The organism is Accumulibacter sp., from assembly GCF_036625195.1.
Lineage (GTDB): Bacteria > Pseudomonadota > Gammaproteobacteria > Burkholderiales > Rhodocyclaceae > Accumulibacter.
In genome coordinates this window covers 2367946-2385804 of sequence record NZ_JAZKUG010000001.1, presented here as the reverse complement: position 1 = coordinate 2385804, position 17859 = coordinate 2367946, and the positions used below count along the sequence as shown (strand labels likewise).

The window sequence follows — 17859 nt, the reverse complement described above, 5'->3', positions numbered from 1 at the left end:
GCGCGTGGATCCCCTGCAACCAGCGATTCTTCATCATGCGATCTCCCATCATCGGGCCCGTCTCGGTCAATTGCGCAGCCGCTGGGCGGCGCCGCCGCCACCGCCCGCCGGGCGGGCGATGTTGCCTTGCCGGTTGCCGGAGGCTTGGCGCTGGGCGGCCTGGCTGGCGTGGCCACGGTCGATCTGCTGTCGCGTCTGGCGGCCATCGTTCGCGCCGCGCAAGGCGTTGTCGCGATTGGTTCGCGCGGCGCTTTCGTTGCGACTCGGCACCTGGCCGCGATCGATGTTGGCGGCGCGGTCACGGGCCTGGCTGCGATCGACGTTGGCTGCCCGGTTCTGCAGCTGGCTACGGTCGATGTTGCTCGCGCGGTCCTGGGCCTGGCTGCGATCGATGTTGGCTGCCCGGTTCTGCAGCTGGCTGCGATCGATGTTCCCCGCGCGGTCCTGAACCGCGCTCCGGTCGACCTTGGCGGCACGGTTGTGGACCTGGTTGCGGTCGATGCCGGCTGCCCGGTCCTGCACCTGCCCGCGATCGACGCCGGCCGCCCGATCGCGCGCGCCCGCGCCGGACCCGGCCGCCGGCCGCTGCGGAATCTGGCTGCGGTCAATGTCACGCAGCGCATTGCGCTCCAGATTCTCGGCGCCGATACGATCGCTCAGTGCCGATCGCGCCTGCGCACGCTGGTCCTCACGCCCACGATGGTCCTGAAGTCCGCCGCGTTCGCCCATTCTGGCCTGCTGCAGCCGATCGCGCGTCGCGGCATCGCGATAGGGGATACCCCGCCGGTTGCCGGGGTTGTGGTTCCAGTTCACGTTCCGGTCATTGGACGTGATGCGGTTATTGACGTTGATGTTGTTCCAGCGATTGACGTTGATATTGACGTCGCGCCGGCCCCAGTTGACGCCGCCCCACAGCGCATTGGTGACGCCGATGCCGACCCCCCACCAGATCGCCGTGGCGACCGGGTTCCAGCCGAATCCCCAAACCGGCGGCGGCGGGAAGAAAAAGGGCGGGAACAGCGGGTGCCACCATGGGCCGAAGACGTGAACCGGGTTGTAGATGGGCACGAAGACGACCTGCGGGGTCGCCGGCGCGATGCTGATGATCTGCGCCGGCGGTGGCGGCGCATTGGCCACGATCGTCTGGGGCCGCGGTGGCGCCGCCTCGACGGTGACGACCTGCTGTTCGTTGCTGCTCAGGTTGCCGGCGTCCTTGGCCCTGGCGCGAAGGAATTGCACCGAGTCCATGACCTCCTTCGGCTGGCCGAGGAAGGCGTCGCCGAGGTCGTTTACCCACTCGGGCTTTTCACCGAGCATGGCGAGCACCTGCGGGAAGGCGACCAGCGACTGCACGCTGGGGTCCCAGGGCTTGTCCTGCACCGCCTTGACCGCATCGTCCCCCTTCAGGCTGCGGTTGGCGAGCGCCCATTGCACGGCTTCGGCGACATCCTTCGGGTAGGTGGTCGCCATCAGCACCTGCGCCAGCAACGCATCCGGAAAAAGGGCGATCGGCGCCAGCATCTGGTCAAGCTGCTCGACGGTGAACTTCGGCGGGTCGGCGGCGCGCACCTGCGCGGCAAACAGCAGGAGCATCGCGACAAAGAGCGCGGCGATGCCACGCAGGATCGAAGGCATTTCCATGGCTCCTCCACGACAAGACACGACATGACCCATGTGGAGTCTCGTCTTGCGGTTGGAAGCACAGGAAATCCAACGGCACCGAGCACCGACGGGAATGAAACGACGCCACCGACGGGAGTATAGGAGCCTTCCCCAAGCACGGTCAATGTCGAATCTGGACCCGCCAGCGCCTGAAAAGTCATCTGAATCGCATCCGGATCAGTGCCCGTGCACCGACGGCCGCACCCGCCAGGGCGCCTGGCGCCATGTTGCTTTGCCAATCGCTGTGCACACCCTCGACGACGGGTGCCGCGTTGTCCGAGCGCTCGATGAGCGTGGCGGCAGATCCTTGTCGACCGGGTTCGCCACCTGGTCGAAGGCAGAGGTGCCAAAGAAGACGCACATCGCGACTCCTTCCTCAAGGAGCCGTTTCGCGCTCTTCGAGAATCATGCATCTGACTGAAACGCCATCCAGAACCAAGGGTTGCGCGCGGCGCCGCTGCCATGAAGGCAGGTCAGCGGCGATCGGAATGATCTCGGCGATGGGCTTGCCGGTGCGCAGGACGCGCCTGGCCGAAGGGTGTGAATCTCGGCCCTGGGTGGCCACATGCCGAACGGGCGGATCGGAAAACGAGTCGGCCCTTTGTGACTCGCCCTCTTGGCTCGCAGCCGAATTCACTCCTCGAGGCGCAGTCCGCTGGAGTCCTGCAATACCGGATTGGGTCTCCGCGCCGCTGAACGATGCGTCAAAGCCGCCTCGGCACGTAGCACGATTCGACCTTCGACCGAGACGCGGCGATCGTTGAACCGAGCGATCTCCTCGCTCGGGCGTGCGGCGTTGCCGAGCCCGATGCGTGCCGGCGTGTCGCCGGCCGCCGGGTCGTAGGCCGCGGCACTGCCCTCGATCTGAATGACGACCTCGCCCAGATCCACGTACTCGGGCGGCCCGCCCGGACGGGGCATCCTCTTCAGGCTGGGCACGGACAGGTAGCTTCCGACGAGGCGGACCCGCTGCCCATCGAGCCGCCTCAGCTGCTCGGCGCGATCAAGGCGCGGCGGCAACTCGTGGCGCCCGGTCTCCGCTTTGCTCACTGGTCGGTCCTGACCGCGATGGACGTCGCGTGCGAACCATGCGTCTTGCTGGCCAGGTGCTCCTGGTGGAACGTCTGGCTCTTGTCCACCGTCCCGTACATCGCAAAATTCCACTGGCGGTCGATGAAATCATATTGGCTGACCCCCTTGCTCGCCGCGTACTTCTCGGTGACGGCATAGTTTTCGAGCGTGATGTTGTCGCCACCATCCTTCATCACGACGCCGGCCCAGTGGTAGTTCCATGTGTCCCTGCCCGGATAGGACTTGAAACCCGGCATGTCGCCCTCGGTCGCCATCGAGTACGACTCGCCGATCTCCGGATTGGCATAAAAGTTGATCCCCGCCTCCTTGTCAAACTTGTCCATGCCGGCGTTGCCCAGCGCCAGGTACATCGCCTTGGCTTCGGCAATGCTGGCGGGCTTGCGAAAGACCTTGCTGCGGACCCGCGAACCGACGATCGCGCCGCCGACTGCTCCTGCCACGCCGCCAATGACTGCCCCGGGAACCGCGCCCAAGCCGCCAACGAAACTGCCGATCAGGGCACCGAGCCCGGCGCCGACGGCCGCACCCGCCAAGGCGCCCGATGCGGTGTTGCCTTGCCAATCGTAGTGCACTCCCTCGACGACGAATGCCGCGTTGTCCGAGCGCTCGATGAAGCGTGGCATCAGATCCATGTAGACCTGGTTCGCCATTTGGTTCGGCTCTCCCTTGAGCCAGTCCGAAACCGTCGAGTCATCGACGCCCTTGCCGAGCTTGGCGACGCCGTTGTCGAAATAGACGACACTGCGGTCGCCACCGCCGGAGGAACCGGTCACCGCCGCCGACGAACGGCCGCAATCGGTCCACAGGGCCATGGGGCCATTGGCGGTTCCTTCGGTGTCCATGCCACCCGGCGCATTGGCCTTTTCCACGCCCGAGTGGGGGCTCCCCGGCTTGGCGAGGAATTCCGGTTGGACGCCGGTCAGCGAGTTGCCATCGACGCTGACCGAGCCGCCGACCGCTTTCAGCTCGATGGACGAGCCCTGTTTTCCCGCTGCCTGAAGCTTGGTGTTCGCTCCGCTGATGAGTCCGGATGTCGCATAAAGCGTCTGCGACCCGAACAGCGCCGTCTGCTTGTTCTCGCCAACCTGCGCACGTCCTCCTCCGAGCGTTTCGATCGTGTAGCGCTGGACCACGCCTGAACCGCCGGCGGCCCGGTGCTCACCGCGCGGCAGCAGATCCCTGGCGGACTTCCCCGCCACCACCCGATCGGCCACTGCGCTCGCCGCGCGCTCGTGGCGGTCGCCTGGCGAGTCGAGCCCGGCGGGCGGCCCCTCGCCATGGCGCTGCTGGATGACATGCGCCGCCTCGTGCGCGGCGAGCCAGAGGTCGGGGTCGGCACGAAACGCGATCGATGAGCCGGTCGCAAACGCGGCGGCACCGAGCCGCTCGCAGGCTTCGCCCGAACTCCGGCCGACGTGCATCCGCACCGAGGACAGATCGTGCCGCGATCCGAACGAATCCTGGATGCGCTCGCCGTGCGCCAGCGCCCGGCCGGGGCCCTGCATCCCGTCGCGCGCGACATCGTTCGCCGATTGCCGGGCCGAGCCGACCGCGAGAAACCTCGGCATTCCCTGCATTGCAGGCACAGCCCCCGGCTCGGAGATCTTCGGGGTCGTGCGGGATTCCTGCTGGCGCCGCTGCAACGCCGTCCTCGTATGGACCATGACGCTTCTCCCCAGACGCCGGGTGCCCGGGAAGCGTCGGGACAGACGTTCCCGACCGGCGAGAGACTCAGGATAGAGGACCGGACACCGCTTCCGCAAGTCTTCCCGGATCCGACGGATCATGACCGGCCCCGCCGGCAACCATGCAGCGGCGCAAGCGTGGCGACGGAGCGCCACGACCGGGCGAGGATCGCGGCGCGGCGATGCCTGCAACTGGCCATCAATAGTTGTTCCATGCGTGCAGAAATACGGGGGAAATGAGCCGTCTTCCCACTTCTCGCAGGCAACGTGGTCAAGTCCGACAGGCTGCCAGAGCACCTCGACACGCACTGCGTCGTCGGCGGTGCGGTCGAGGATCAGCTCGCCTTCCAGCGGGGTCGCGTCGGTCATGTCGCTTCCTGCGCACGAAGGTCGAGCTTAACGGCCAAGCTCCGGAGCATGGTGAACGTATCTTTGGAGGGCACCTTGAACTGCGTGCACACGTCGGGCAGCAGCACTCGGCTGCGGGAGTCGGGCCTCGGCTGCTCATTGGTCACGACGCAGGTGCCGTGAACCATGCAGTAGGCGACAAGCCAACCGTCGGCCTCGGTCGCGAACTTCGCCTTCGCGCGATCGAGATACTGTGTGCTGCGTTGGACCCAGAGCGCGATCTCGGTGTACGCATCAAGCACGGCCTTTGCTTGGGTACCGTGAAAGAAGCCAGCAGGGACCGTTTCCTTGACCCACACGACGAGGTCTTCCTTTGGCTGCCCTGCGACCAGCTCGGCCTTGATGCGATCGATACTGCGAACCCGGTCGTGCCGGTACGCTTGCACGATCGCGTCCCAAAAGCCGGGACAGATGTCGAAGGAGTAGTAGGCGTTCTTTGCCGCGATGAAGACGTCGGAGTCCAGGACGTAGACGGCGCGCTTCTTCATGGCAGCGGCACTCCCAGTCGACGCCCGTACTCCTGGAACGTACCGCCGCGCAGACCGGTGAGATCGTACGCCTCTTTGAAGCTCAACCGCCCCGCAAGCGCTGCCCGCATCACGGCAAGCGCGAAGCTCTCGCCGAGCCGGGTGTTCTGCGTGTTGTAGAAGTCGCCGCCGCCCGCGGTCTTTACGCGATCCCGTTCGCGCTGCGTGTAGTCCTTGTAGAACTTGAAGAACACGTCGCGACCTACGAGCCGCAGATCCATTGCGCGTCGTCCCGCGACGATCGGGCTCACCTTGAAATGACGCGCGAGGCGCTCGAATAGGTCGTCTTCGAGTTTCGCCGTCGGCCACTTTTTCTTCAGCTCGCCGGCCGGCACGAGAAACTCGGCCGCTGCACGATCGCAGAATCTCTCGATGCGCTGGTCACCCGGGAAAATGCCTTCGAAGCCGGAGAGTCCTTCGCCGTCCCGTCCGAGCCAAACGTGCGCGAGCTCGTGTGCAAGCGTGAACATCTGCGCCGACTTCGCATCGGCTCCGTTTACGAAGATCAGCGGCGCGTAGGAGTCCGTCAGGGCAAAACCGCGAAACTCGTGCACGTCGAGCTTGCGAGCGGTGTTGTTGCCGACGACGCCATTGATCACCGCGATCACACCGAGCTTCTCTGTGCGTCGCCGCAGCTCGCCCACGGCTTCCGCCCAGGTCTTCACATCCGCCGCCCAGCCATCATCGAGCCCGAGCACGCGACGCATCTCGCGACCGACGGCCTCGGGGTCGTCGGAGAGCCGCGCACTCCCGACGAACTCGACTGGCTCGGCTGCACCGTCGCGACGCTCCTCGCGAAGCCAGTCCTGACGGCGCTGCATGGCGAAGATCGTGTCGAGCAGGTCCGCGCTCGGCCGAGCAACATCCTCGTCCACGGTGCGGAAATCCTGAATGGGCAGGCGCTCGACAGGAGGCTCAGGGAGGAAGAAATAGCCAAGGGGCGTATGCGTGGCCTTGGCGAACGCCTCGAGCTGTTTGATCGTCGGCTGCTTCTCTCCTCGCTCCCACGCATCGACTTGCGGGAAACGTACACTCAGATCGAGCTCGTCGATCCGGGACCGCGCACAGGCCCAGCGCAGAAGCTCCGGCTTGACCGGCACGCGCGTCATGCCGCAGCCCCCACTTCGAGCTGACCAGTCACCGCGGCAGCGATCAGCGCGGCGATGGCGCGCTGCTCCTCGAGCGAGGGAACAGGTAGCTCGAAGCGCTGTAGCACCTCGATTTCCATCTTCTTCGTCCCGTGAGCCGACGAATCAGCGAACGACAGCAGCAACCGCGACCATGAGTATCCCCATTCCGAAACGTGTCACCGAAGATTGTGGCAGCATGCACCCCGCTTGACCAGAGCCTCGCTGAGCCACCGGCGACCCGGCCTTCTGGTGGAGGAACAGGCACGGCCCTTGCGCGCCGAACGCGGACCACTCGACGGCAGCGATGCCCGTTCGCGCGTGCTATCCTCGACACCCTCCCCACTTGGCCCGCAACCGGATCCCCGGAGAAAACCATGCCGCTCACCCGTTCTCCCGCTCGCCGCGAAAGGGCAGCAACCCTGCCCGATAAGGACCTGTAGCCATGCCGCACTGCCCGGCAATGCTGATTGCCGCTGCCGCCTCTGGCCAGGGCAAGACGACGGTGACGGCTGCCCTCGCCCGCCTACACGCGCGCCAGGGACGACGCGTCACCGTCTTCAAGTGCGGCCCCGATTTCCTCGACCCGCAGATCCACGCCGTCGCCAGCGGACGCGCGTGCTACAACCTCGACCTCGGCATGTGCGGCGAGGACGACGCGCGCATCCGCCTGGCGCGCGCCGCTGCCGATTCCGACCTGATCCTGATCGAGGGCGTCATGGGGCTGTTCGACGGCGATCCATCGGCCGCCGACATCGCCTGCCTGTTCGGCATTCCGGTACTGGCGCTGATCGACGCGCGGGCGATGGCGCAGACCTTCGGCGCCGTCGCGCACGGACTGGCGACCTACCGCCCCGCGCTGCCCTTTGCCGGCGTACTGGCGAACCGGGTCGGCAGCGCGCATCACTGCGAACTGCTGCGCAACAGCCTGCCGGCGGGAATGGGCTGGTTCGGCGCCATCCCGCGCAGCGACGACAGCCTGCCGGAACGCCACCTCGGGCTGTTGCAGGCGGCCGAGATCGCCGACCTGGCGGGTCGCCTCGACCGTCTCACCGATGCGCTGGCGGCCTCGGCGAGCGTCGGCCTGCCGCCGCCGGTGCACTTCGCCGCGCCCGCAGCAGCGCCCGTCCCTGCCCTGCTTGCCGGCCGCCGCGTGGCGATCGCGCGCGACGCCGCCTACGGCTTCATCTACCCGGCCAACGTCGACACGCTGCGCGAACTGGGGGCCGAGATCCGCTTCTTCTCGCCGCTCGCCGGCGACGCGCTACCCGCCTGCGATGCGCTCTGGCTGCCTGGCGGCTACCCCGAACTGCACGCGACGGTGCTATCGACGCGGCGCGACCTCTGGCAGGCGCTGGCCAGTCACGTCGCCGCCGGCAGGCCACTGCTCGCCGAGTGCGGCGGCATGATGAGCCTGTTCGACGAGGTGGTCGACCGGGAGGGCGGGCGGCACGCGCTGGCCGGCCTGCTGCCCGGACGGGCGGTGATGCAGCGACGCCTGGCGGCGCTCGGCATGCAGGTCGCCGACCTGCCAGAAGGCAGGCTCGCCGGCCACACCTTCCACTATTCGCAGAGCGACACCCCACTGGCACCGCTCTGTCGCGCGCGCCGTCCGGCCGGCGGCGACGGCGAGGCGATCTACCGGCAGGGCGCGATCACCGCTTCCTACGTCCACTTCTACTTCGCCGGCAACCCGCTGGCGGTCGCCCGCCTCTTCGGCGCCGGTGCCTGATCGCTGCAGTCGCTCGCCGCGTCTTCTCTCGACGCATGATCCTGCACGACTCCCCGTCGCGCCACGCCTCGAATCCCGACTGGCTCCAGCGGTTGCTGGCCGCATGCAGCACACACACCACGGCCATGCCGGCGGAGCGCACTGAAGCGCCCGCTCCAGCACGGCGGCGCTTTCAGTCGATGCCGGATTCCTCGTAGATTTCTTCGAAAGTGAGCGCAAGCCCCACGCTGTCGAGATGGACGGGTTCATCCGGCGCCGGAATCTCGAGCACCATTTCGCCGTCTGCCTCCTGACGATAGATGTCGACCCGCCTGCTGGCGCTGTCCACCAGCACGTACTCGAGACGCCCCGGCAGTTGTGCGTACGCCAGCAGCTTCTCCCGACGGTCGATGCTTTCCGTGCTCGCCGAGAGAACTTCGACGATCAACGAAGGGGCCGTCAAGTAGTCCCGCGGACTGGCAGGCGCCAAGTCTGCCGCGTCGCACGTAACGACGCCATCCGGGTAGTAATGGCTGCGCGCTCCCTCGATTCGCACTTTCATATCGGCAATGAACGCACGGCACGGGCGGCTGCGCAAGTGCGTTCGCAGGCGCGCCGCAATGTTCAGGGCGATCGTGTTGTGGGCCTTGCTGCCGCCGGCCATGGCGAAGAGCTGTCCGGCGACATACTCGTGGCGCACGACCGCCTCGCGCTCCGCACGCAGGTAGTCGCTCTCGCTCCAACGGGTCACTCTATCGTGCTGCATCGGGTGCTCCTCTCTGCGGCGAGGAAAGCTGCATGCTAGCAGCCCAGGCCGCTCTGTGCAGTGTTCCGCGCACCGGCGGGGTCGTCAAGTCATGGAATCCGTCAACAAGCGGCGGCAATGTCGAACCTGGCCCCGGGAACGCCTCCGGGAACGCCTCAATCCATTCGCCCCGCAACCTGCCGGCAGTCGTCCGCCGCTTTGGCGCCGCAGCCTGATCGCGGCAGCAGCTCCGCAGAGGATCCTTTCGACGTATAATCAATCCCGTTTCGGGTGCCTTGCTCCGTAGTCACGGGGCGGGTGAAACGGGAAGCCGGTGAAGTTGGCCGTCCATGGTGACGGTGACCCATTCCGGCGCAGCCCCCGCTGCTGTAAGCCTGACGACTCCGCAATCCGCCACTGTGCCCAGGCACGGGAAGGCGCGGGGAAGATCGAGGGCAAGCCAGAAGACCGGCCCGAAACCGGATTGCACCATTCCCCGGGGTGACGGGAAGGCGTCTCTGGTCGCGCCCGCTGCGCATCGAGACCACCTTCCTCCTTCGGGGTTTTCGGCTGACGGGTCGTCAGCCTTCGAAAGGGGGAACGCGATGCACATCATGGAAGGCTTCCTGCCGGTCGAGCACGCCGTCGGCTGGACCCTGGCGTCGGCGCCGTTCGTCGTCGTCGGCGTGCGTTCGCTGCGCTGCCGGCTGCACGAGCAGCCCGAGCAGCGCATGCTGCTCGGCGTTGCCGCTGCCTTCTCCTTCGTCCTCTCGGCACTCAAGCTGCCCTCGGTGACCGGCAGCTGCTCGCACCCGACCGGCGTCGGCCTCGGCGCGCTGCTCTTCGGGCCGACGGCGATGGTGCCGGTCGGCCTCGTCGTCCTGCTGTTCCAGGCGCTGCTGCTGGCGCACGGCGGTGTCACGACACTCGGCGCCAACCTGTTCTCGATGGCCATCGTCGGTTCCTTCGTCGCTGCCGGGCTCTTCCGCGCCGGCCGCCGGCTGCAACTGCCGCTCGCCGTCTGCGTCTTCGCCGCCACCTGCGTCGCTGACCTCGCCACCTACGTGACGACCTCGCTGCAGCTCGCGTGGGCCTTTCCCGATCCGGTTGGCGGCTTTGCTGCCTCGTTCGCCAAGTTCGCCGGCATCTTCGCCATCACGCAGATTCCGCTGGCGATCAGCGAGGGACTGCTGAGCGTGCTGGTGGTCAACGCCCTGCTGCGCTTCAACCGAGACGAGCTGAAAGGCATGCCGCTGTTTGCCGGTCGCGAGCTGCGGGCATGATGCGCACAAACTGGTTGCTCATCGCCGCCGTGCTGCTCCTGACGGCGTTGCCGCTGTGGCTGGTGCCGCGGCCGGCCGCCGGCCCGGACGGCCAGCCGAGCGAGATCTTTGCCGGTGCCGACAGCGTCGCGCAGAAAGCGATCGAGGAGATCGCCCCGGGTTACCAGCCATGGTTTGCACCGCTGCTCGAACCGGCGAGTGGCGAGATAGCCTCGCTGCTCTTCGCCCTGCAGGCCGCCATCGGCGCCGGCATCATCGGTTATTGGCTGGGCTCAGCGGTCACCCGCGAGAAGATGCGCCGGCAAAGCGGGCACGAATGCAGCGACCGTGCTGATTGAGCAGGCGGCCTACGGCAACCGCTGGCGACGGGTCAGTCCCGCCGCCAAGGGCAGCCTCGCGCTGGCCGGGCTGCTCGCCGCCTTCGTCGCCGCGACGCCGGCGACGGCCGCCTTCGTCGCGCTGCTGCTGGCGCTGACCACCGTGCTCGGGGCGCGCGTCGACGCCGGCGTGTACCTGCGCGTCGCCGCGCCGGCCGTCGGTTTTCTCACCCTCGGCAGCGTGTCGCTGCTCGTTGCCGTCGGCACCGACGCCGCCGGCCACCTTTCGTGGGGGCTCGCGCCCGACGCCGGGCCGCGCATCGCGACCGTTGCCGGCCGCTCGCTGGCCTCGCTGGCGGCCTTGCTACTGCTCGTGCTGACGACGCCGCTGCCGGACCTGATCGGGCTGCTGCGCCGCCTGCGCGTGCCGGAAGTCCTGCTCGACCTGATGGTTCTCTGTTACCGCATGCTGTTCGTACTCGCGGCAGCCGTACGCGACACGCTGACCGCGCAGTCCGCCCGCCTCGGTTACGCTTCGCTGCGCCACGGCTGGCGCTCGCTCGGCCTGCTGGTCGCCAACCTCGCCGTGCAGATCTGGCAACGGGCGCAGGCGCTGCACGTCGCGGCGCTGGCGCGCAATGGCGGCGGACCGCTGCGCTTCCTCTCTCCCGGCTTCGCCAATGCCGGGCGTGACACGCTGCTCGCCATCGTCGCCGGCGCCGCACTGATCCTCTTCGCGGTAGGTCTCGGCTGATGGCCGACGAACTGCTGCTCGACGTGCAGACCATCAGCCACGTCTTTGCTGACGGCAGCCGCGGCCTCGACGACTGTTCGCTGGGCATCCGCCGCGGCAGCCGCAATGCGCTGCTCGGCGCCAACGGCTCCGGCAAGACGACGCTGCTGCTGCACCTGAACGGCCTACTGCAGCCCTCGGCGGGCTGCATCCGCATCGACGGTTGCCCACTCGACTACAGCCGCAGCGGCCTCGCGGCGCTTCGCCGGCGGGTCGGGCTGGTGTTCCAGAATCCGGAGCGGCAGCTCTTCTCCGCCAGCGTCTTCGAGGACGTCTCGTTCGGACCGCTCAACCTCGACCTCGACGAAGACGGCGTACGTGCGCGGGTGGCCCAGGCGCTGGCAGCGGTCGGGATGGCGGACCAGGCGGAGCGCCCGGTGCATCATCTGAGCTTTGGCCAGAAGAAGCGCGTCTGCATTGCCGGCGTGCTCGCCATGCAACCCGAGCTGCTGCTGCTCGACGAGCCGATGGCCGGCCTCGACCCCGGCATGCAGGACGAGTTGCTGCGCGTCCTCGACGAGCTCTCGGCGGGCGGCATCAGCATCGTGCTCGCCACGCACGACGTCGATTTCGCCTACCGCTGGGCCGACGACATCCATCTCCTGGCCGCCGGCCGCTGCACCGCCTCGTTCGCTGCGGCGGAGCTGCCGCAGCAGGCAGCGGCCCTGCACGCCGCCGGCCAGCCGCTGCCAGCGGTCGTCGCCCTGCACCGCCAGCTGGTCGCGCGCGGCGTACTGCCGGCCGAACCGGTTCCCGGCGGCATCCCTCAGTTGCTGGCATTGCTGGCCGAAAAGGAAGCAGGAGAACCGAAGATGAACGAAACGCCGCCTGCCCGGCAACGGAGCGTCGCCTGATGGCCAGCAAGGTCTGGTTCGTCGGCGCCGGCCCCGGTGACCCGGATCTGATCACCGTCAAGGGCCGCCTGCTGCTCGAGGAAGCCGGCGCCATCCTCTACGCCGGCTCGCTGGTCGACCAGGCGGCGACGCGCTTCGCCCCAGCCGGCTGCACGATCCGCGATTCGAAGGATATGACGCTGCCCGAGATGACCGACTGGCTGCTCGAGCAGGCGGCGCGGCACGCTACCGTCGTCCGCCTGCAGACCGGCGACCCCGGCCTCTACGGCGCGCTGATCGAGATGACGCGGCCACTGACCGCCGCAGGCATCGACTGGGCGGTGGTCCCTGGCGTATCGTCGGCACTGGCGGCGGCGGCCGCCGCCGGCGAGACGCTGACGCTGCCCGAAGTCACCCAGACGGTGATCCTGACGCGCGTCGCCGGGCGCACGCCGATGCCGGCCGGCGAGGATCTCGAGGCGCTCGCCGCGCACCGGACGACGCTCTGCATCTTCCTCTCGATCACCCTGCTGCACCGCGTGCAGGAAGCGCTGCGCGCCGCCGGCTGGGCCGAGGACGCGCCGATCCTGGTGGTGCAGAAGGCGAGCTGGCCGGGCGAGGAGAAGATCGTCCGCGGCACCCTCGCCGACATCAAGCAGAAGTGCCAGGCGGAACGGATCGCCGCGCAGGCGATGATCATCGCCTCGCCGACGCTGGGTGCCGCCGACTGGCCCGACCTCGCACGCAGCAAGCTCTACGATCCGTCCTTCTCCCACCGCTTCCGCAAAGCCAGCGAGGCCAAGCCATGATATCGGATACCACCATCCTCCTCGTCGGCCACGGTTCGCGCAACCGTGACGGCAACCGCGAGACCCTGCATTTCGCCGCGCAGTGGCGCGAGCAGCATCCCGACTGGCGCATCGAGGTGTGCTTCATCGAGCACGCCGACGTGCTGCTCGATGAAGGGCTCGATCGCGCCGCCCGCGACACGCGGCGCGTCCTCCTCGTCCCGTTCATCCTCAATGCCGCCGGCCACGTCAAGATGGAGCTGCCGGCGGCGCTCGAGCGCGCCCGCCAGCGCCACCCGGCGGTCGACTTCGCGGTCACGCCGCATCTCGGCATGGGGCGGCCGCTGTTCACGGTCCTGCAGGCGCAGCTCGAGCGGCTGATGAAGCAGCTGGCGGTGCCCGATCCACGCAGCACCGGCGTCATCCTGCTCGGCCGCGGCTCGTCGGATGCCGGTGCCAACGGCGAACTGGCGAAGATGGCGCGCTGGATTTTCGAGGCGAACGAGCACGAACTCGTCGACCTGGCGTTCACCGGCATCACTTGGCCGCGACTCGAGACCGCCGTGCAGCGTCAGGCGCGCCTCGGGATGATGCAGATCTGCATCGTCCCGGTCTATCTGTTCACCGGCGTGCTGATCGAGCGCATCAAGGAGCAGGTCGAACGCCTGCAGCGGCAGTACCCGCAGATCGCCTTCGCCCTCGGCACGCATTTCGGTTTCGACCGCGGCATCTTCGCGCTGCTCGACGCACGGGTCGAGGACCAGGGCCTGCCCGAATGCCGCATGCTCGAGTGCGATGGCTGCAAGTATCGCGAGCTCGCCGAGGACGGCCACCTGCCCGACCACAGTCACACCGCGACCGGCGGCGGCCAGCTCGAGCATGATCACGATCATGGACAGCCTGCGCCGCATGCGCATCATCACGGCTGTTCCCACAAACCTGCCTGAAGACCCGGAGACGCCATGACCAACGACGCCATCACCGAACAGCTCACCGCCGCCGGCCGCGCCATCGAGCACGATTCCTTCGCCATCATCGACGCCGAGGTCGGCGCGCACGGCTACAGCGCGGAGCAGTGGCCCCTCGTGCGGCGAATGATCCACGCCAGCGCCGACTTCGAGTTCAACGGCCTCGCCGCCTTCCACCCGGATGCCATGCGCGCCGGCCTCGACGCCATGCTCAACGGCCCGCGGGCGATCGTCGCCGATGTCGAGATGATCTGTGTCGGCCTCTCCGCGCCCCGGCTGCAGCACTTCGGACTGAGCACCCGGCACTACATCTCCGACGCCGACGTCATCGAGCGGGCGCGCACCGAGAACACGACCCGCGCCGTGCAGGCGATGCGCAAGGCGTGGCGACTCGGCGAACTCGACGGCGCCATCGTCGCCATCGGCAATGCGCCGACGGCGCTGATCGAGGTCGTGCGACTGATCCGCGAGCACGACGTGCGGCCGGCCCTGGTCATCGGCATGCCGGTCGGTTTCGTCGCGGCGGCCGAGTCGAAGGATCTCCTGCGCACGCTGGGCGAAGTGCCGTGGATCACCATCAAGGGACGCAAGGGCGGCTCGACGCTGGTCGTCGCCGCCATCCATGCGCTGCTCTCGCTCGCCGAGGCGACGCAGCGACGACGGGCGGCATGAGCGGAAAGATCCGCAAGGGCGACACCCGGCGCACGCGCGGCAACCGCACCGGTTTCACCACCGGTGCCTGCTCGGCGGCTGCGGCGCGCGCCGCGACCTGCGGACTGCTCGCCGGCGAAGTGCCAGCGAGTATCACCTGCCGGCTGCCGAACGGCCGCGAAGTGATCTTCGCCGTCATCGACGGCCGCGTCGAGGGGGAGGGCAACGCCCGTGTCGCCCATGCTGCGGTGGTCAAGGACGCCGGCGACGACCCGGACGCGACGCACGGCGCCCACCTCACCGCCGATGTCCGCCGGCTGCCCCGACTGGCCGGCGAGATCCGCCTGCGCGGCGGCCCCGGCGTCGGCATCGTCACCCGCGAGGGGCTGGGTCTGGCGGTCGGCGGACCGGCGATCAACCCGGTGCCGCAGCAGAACATCCGCGACAACGTGCGCGCCGTCGCCGCCGAGATCCTCGCCGTCGATGGCCTGGAGATCAGCATCTCGGTTCCCGGTGGCGACGAGATGGCGAAGAAGACGCTGAATGCCCGCCTGGGCATCCTCGACGGCATCTCGATCCTCGGCACGACCGGCATCGTCCGGCCGTACTCGACCGCCGCCTTCCGCGCCAGCGTCGTGCAGGCGATCGATGTCGCCGCCGCGCAGGGGCAGAGCAGCGTCGTCCTCACCACCGGCGGCCGCAGCGAGAAGTTCGCCATGCGCCAGTTGCCCGGCCTCGACGAGGCCTGCTTCGTGCAGATGGGCGATTTCGTCAAGGCCGCCTTCGCCACCGCCATCAAGCGCCGGATGCGCGAGGTGTACGTCGGCGCCATGGTCGGCAAGCTGACCAAGATGAGCCAGGGGCTGGCGGTGACCCACGCCTGGCGGGCCGAGGTGGACCGCGAGATCCTCGCCGAAGCGGCGCGCGCCGTCGCCGCGCCGGCCGACCTGATCGCCGACATCCGGGCCGCCGAGACGGCCCGTTTCGCCGCCGAGAAGCTCGCCGTCCTCGGACTGACGGTTCCCTTCCACCGTGAACTGGCGGGCCGCGCCATGCGGAGCCTCAAGCAGCAGTATCCGGGCGACTACCGGCTGTCGATCCTGGTCTGCGACTTCGAGGGCCGCTTCATCTGCCGGGTCGATGAACATGAAGCCCTCTGAGCCGGTACCGCAGCCGACCTGCACCGTCGTCGGCATCCTCGACGACGGCTGGCACGGCCTCTCCGGCAGCGCGCGCGACTGCCTGCGTGCCGCCGCGCTGGTGATCGGCGTCGAGCGGACGCTGCAGCTCGTACGGCCGGAACTGGCAGCGAACTGCGAACTGCGCCCGCTCGACGGCGCGCTGGCGCAGTGCCCGGGATGGATTCGCGACGCCCTCGCCGCCGGCCGCAGCGTCGCCGTGCTGGCGACCGGCGATCCGCTCTGCCACGGCATCGGCAGCAGCCTGATCGACCGCCTGCCCGGACTGCCGGTGACCGTGCTGCCGGCGCCATCGACGCTGCAGATCGCCTGCGCGCGCTTCGGCAAGGCCTGGCAGGACGTGAAGATCGCATCCTGCCACAGCCAGGATGCCGGCGAATGGATCGTCGGCGCGACGCCGGGCCACGGTCTCTACCCGGTGCTGCGGGCGATCGCCCTGCACCGCCGCGTCTTCGTCTTCACCAGCCCGGCCAACGACCCGGCGCGATTGGCGCGCGCGCTGCTCACCGTCGGCCACGGCGACGAGTTGCGCCTGTCGGTCGCCAGCCGCCTGCTGCTGCCGGACGAGACGCTGCATCCCGGGCTGTCGGCGGCGACGGCAGCGACGATGCACTTCGCCGAACCGAGCGTCGTCCTCGTCGAGCGCGATGAATTGTCGGCGGAGCCGGCGTTCGGCCGCGAGGACGACGACTACCTGCAGCGCACACCGGCCAGCGGGCTGATCACCAAGCTCGAGGTGCGCGCCGTGTCGCTGGCCAAGCTGCGCCTGGCGGCAGCGGCGACCGTCTGGGACATTGGCGCCGGCTCCGGCTCGGTCGGTCTCGAATGCGCGCGACTGGCACCGCACGGCCATGTCTGGGCGATCGAAAAGAACGCCGCCGATGCCGCCATCGCGCGCGCCAACGCCGCCCGCCTGCGCACCGGCAACTACACGCTGATCGAGGGGCGGGCGCCCGCCGGCCTCGCCGGCTGGCCCGACCCGGACGCGGTGTTCATCGGCGGTTCCGGCGGCGAACTCGGCGAACTGATCCACCTCATCCTCGGCCGCCTGCGACCCGGCGGCCGGCTGGTGATGAACTTCGTCACCCTCGAGAACCTGGCCACCGCGACCAGCACCCTGCAGGCTGGCGGCGCCGACTGGCAGGTCGTCCAGCTGCAGACCAGCCGCAGCCAGCCGATCCTCGGCCTGCACCGGCTGGCGGCGCAGAACCCGGTCTGGATCGTCACCGCCCGCAACCCTGGAAAGGAAAGCGCATGACCGAAATCCCCCGCTTCGGCAAACTGATCGGCGCCTCGCTCGGCCCCGGCGACCCCGGGATGATCACCCGCCGCGCCTGGGCGGCGCTGCAGTCCGACGCCCGGTGGCTGTATCCGGTGAAGAAGGCCGAGGAGTCATCCTACGCGCTGGCCATCGTCGAGCGCGGCGGCCTGTCTGTCCCGGCCGATGCCGAGCAACTCGTCTTCCCGATGACCCGCGACCCGGAGATCCTCGGCAAGGCCTGGGCCCGCGCCGCGGTGCGCACCGTCGAACTGCTCGCCGAGGGCCGCGACCTGCTCTTTCTGGTCGAAGGCGACGCCTCGACCTTCTCGACCTTCGGCCACCTCGCGCGCGTCGTCCGCGAACTCGCGCCGCAGGTCGAGGTCGAGACGATTCCCGGCGTCTCCTCGTTCGCCGCCGCTGCGGCAGCGACCGGCACGACGCTCGCCGAGGAGGACGAGACCTTCGCCATCATTCCGGCCGCTTACGGCGTCGAGGTCATCGACCACCTGCTCGACGAGTTCGACACGCTGGCGCTGCTCAAGGTCAAGCCGCTGCTCGACGAGATCATTGAACTGCTGGCCCGGCGCGAGCTGCTCGCCACCTCGTGCTTCATCGAGAAGGTCGGTTCGCCCGACGAGCGTGTCGTGCGCGACCTCGCCAGCCTCCGCGGCAGCAAGGCCAATTACCTGTCGCTGTTGCTGGTGCAGAACCCGAAGCGGCAGCGCGGCGAACTACGGCGTGGCTGCCGCAGTCGCCAGGAAGCCGCGGCTGCCGCCGCTGCCGGCAACTGATGGCCACCAGCCGGGGCC

18 protein-coding genes and 1 riboswitch are annotated in these 17859 nt (G+C 68.6%); of the genes, 11 read left to right on the top strand and 7 right to left on the bottom strand.

Going from position 1 to position 17859, the window contains the following annotated elements; translation table 11 throughout:
* Nucleotides 1-66: 66 nt before the first annotated feature.
* From V5B60_RS10535 to V5B60_RS10510, 6 genes are all read right to left on the bottom strand, one after another.
* A complete protein-coding gene (locus tag V5B60_RS10535) occupies nucleotides 67-1641 on the bottom strand; it encodes a DUF3300 domain-containing protein (protein ID WP_332346956.1) in 1575 nt (524 codons plus the stop codon).
* Between the two features lie 654 nt (nucleotides 1642-2295).
* Nucleotides 2296-2712, bottom strand: a complete 417-nt coding sequence (locus V5B60_RS10530; protein ID WP_332346955.1) for a hypothetical protein — start codon at nucleotides 2710-2712, stop codon at nucleotides 2296-2298.
* On the bottom strand, nucleotides 2709-4322 hold the full coding sequence (locus tag V5B60_RS10525) for an eCIS core domain-containing protein (protein ID WP_332346954.1): 1614 nt from the start codon (nucleotides 4320-4322) through the stop codon (nucleotides 2709-2711). Before V5B60_RS10525 ends, V5B60_RS10530 begins: the two co-directional genes overlap by 4 nt.
* Nucleotides 4323-4804: 482 nt before the next feature.
* Nucleotides 4805-5335 carry a DUF4411 family protein gene (locus V5B60_RS10520; protein WP_332346953.1) on the bottom strand — a complete coding sequence of 177 codons (531 nt, stop codon included), beginning with the start codon at nucleotides 5333-5335 and terminating at the stop codon, nucleotides 4805-4807.
* On the bottom strand, nucleotides 5332-6483 hold the full coding sequence (locus V5B60_RS10515) for an ImmA/IrrE family metallo-endopeptidase (RefSeq protein WP_332346952.1): 1152 nt from the start codon (nucleotides 6481-6483) through the stop codon (nucleotides 5332-5334). The genes V5B60_RS10520 and V5B60_RS10515 overlap by 4 nt, the downstream gene beginning before the upstream one ends.
* Complete coding sequence (locus V5B60_RS10510; RefSeq protein WP_324602176.1) at nucleotides 6480-6602, bottom strand: hypothetical protein; 123 nt, start codon at nucleotides 6600-6602, stop codon at nucleotides 6480-6482. Before V5B60_RS10510 ends, V5B60_RS10515 begins: the two co-directional genes overlap by 4 nt.
* Nucleotides 6603-6946: 344 nt before the next feature.
* Between V5B60_RS10510 and V5B60_RS10505 the strand changes: the two genes are divergently transcribed.
* Entirely contained in the window at nucleotides 6947-8233 is a 1287-nt protein-coding gene (locus tag V5B60_RS10505; RefSeq protein WP_332346951.1) for a cobyrinate a,c-diamide synthase, read from the top strand.
* 172 nt (nucleotides 8234-8405) lie between these two features.
* On the opposite strand, the gene V5B60_RS10500 is transcribed toward V5B60_RS10505, so the two are convergent.
* Complete coding sequence (locus tag V5B60_RS10500; RefSeq protein WP_332346950.1) at nucleotides 8406-8978, bottom strand: Uma2 family endonuclease; 573 nt, start codon at nucleotides 8976-8978, stop codon at nucleotides 8406-8408.
* A 251-nt stretch (nucleotides 8979-9229) separates the two neighbouring features.
* Nucleotides 9230-9448, top strand: a riboswitch (cobalamin riboswitch).
* 114 nt (nucleotides 9449-9562) lie between these two features.
* Here V5B60_RS10500 and V5B60_RS10495 point away from each other — a divergent pair.
* The 10 genes from V5B60_RS10495 to cobI are packed head-to-tail and all read left to right on the top strand — an operon-like array spanning nucleotide 9563 to nucleotide 17841.
* Entirely contained in the window at nucleotides 9563-10240 is a 678-nt protein-coding gene (locus V5B60_RS10495; RefSeq protein WP_332346949.1) for an energy-coupling factor ABC transporter permease, read from the top strand.
* Complete coding sequence (locus V5B60_RS10490; protein WP_332346948.1) at nucleotides 10237-10578, top strand: energy-coupling factor ABC transporter substrate-binding protein; 342 nt, start codon at nucleotides 10237-10239, stop codon at nucleotides 10576-10578. The genes V5B60_RS10495 and V5B60_RS10490 overlap by 4 nt, the downstream gene beginning before the upstream one ends.
* Nucleotides 10568-11311: a cobalt ECF transporter T component CbiQ gene (cbiQ, locus tag V5B60_RS10485; RefSeq protein ID WP_332346947.1), complete on the top strand. Its 744-nt coding sequence runs from the start codon at nucleotides 10568-10570 to the stop codon at nucleotides 11309-11311. The genes V5B60_RS10490 and cbiQ overlap by 11 nt, the downstream gene beginning before the upstream one ends.
* Nucleotides 11311-12204 (top strand): energy-coupling factor ABC transporter ATP-binding protein, encoded by an 894-nt coding sequence (locus tag V5B60_RS10480; protein ID WP_332346946.1) that lies wholly within the window; start codon nucleotides 11311-11313, stop codon nucleotides 12202-12204. The genes cbiQ and V5B60_RS10480 overlap by 1 nt, the downstream gene beginning before the upstream one ends.
* A complete protein-coding gene (cobM, locus tag V5B60_RS10475; protein WP_332346945.1) occupies nucleotides 12204-12992 on the top strand; it encodes a precorrin-4 C(11)-methyltransferase in 789 nt (262 codons plus the stop codon). Before V5B60_RS10480 ends, cobM begins: the two co-directional genes overlap by 1 nt.
* Nucleotides 12989-13918: a sirohydrochlorin chelatase gene (locus V5B60_RS10470; RefSeq protein ID WP_332346944.1), complete on the top strand. Its 930-nt coding sequence runs from the start codon at nucleotides 12989-12991 to the stop codon at nucleotides 13916-13918. Before cobM ends, V5B60_RS10470 begins: the two co-directional genes overlap by 4 nt.
* Nucleotides 13919-13933: 15 nt before the next feature.
* Nucleotides 13934-14611 (top strand): precorrin-8X methylmutase, encoded by a 678-nt coding sequence (locus V5B60_RS10465; protein ID WP_332346943.1) that lies wholly within the window; start codon nucleotides 13934-13936, stop codon nucleotides 14609-14611.
* On the top strand, nucleotides 14608-15750 hold the full coding sequence (locus V5B60_RS10460; protein WP_332346942.1) for a cobalt-precorrin-5B (C(1))-methyltransferase: 1143 nt from the start codon (nucleotides 14608-14610) through the stop codon (nucleotides 15748-15750). The genes V5B60_RS10465 and V5B60_RS10460 overlap by 4 nt, the downstream gene beginning before the upstream one ends.
* Complete coding sequence (gene cbiE / locus V5B60_RS10455) at nucleotides 15737-17047, top strand: precorrin-6y C5,15-methyltransferase (decarboxylating) subunit CbiE (RefSeq protein ID WP_332346941.1); 1311 nt, start codon at nucleotides 15737-15739, stop codon at nucleotides 17045-17047. Before V5B60_RS10460 ends, cbiE begins: the two co-directional genes overlap by 14 nt.
* Nucleotides 17044-17841: a precorrin-2 C(20)-methyltransferase gene (gene cobI / locus V5B60_RS10450; protein ID WP_332346940.1), complete on the top strand. Its 798-nt coding sequence runs from the start codon at nucleotides 17044-17046 to the stop codon at nucleotides 17839-17841. Before cbiE ends, cobI begins: the two co-directional genes overlap by 4 nt.
* Nucleotides 17842-17859: the final 18 nt, after the last annotated feature.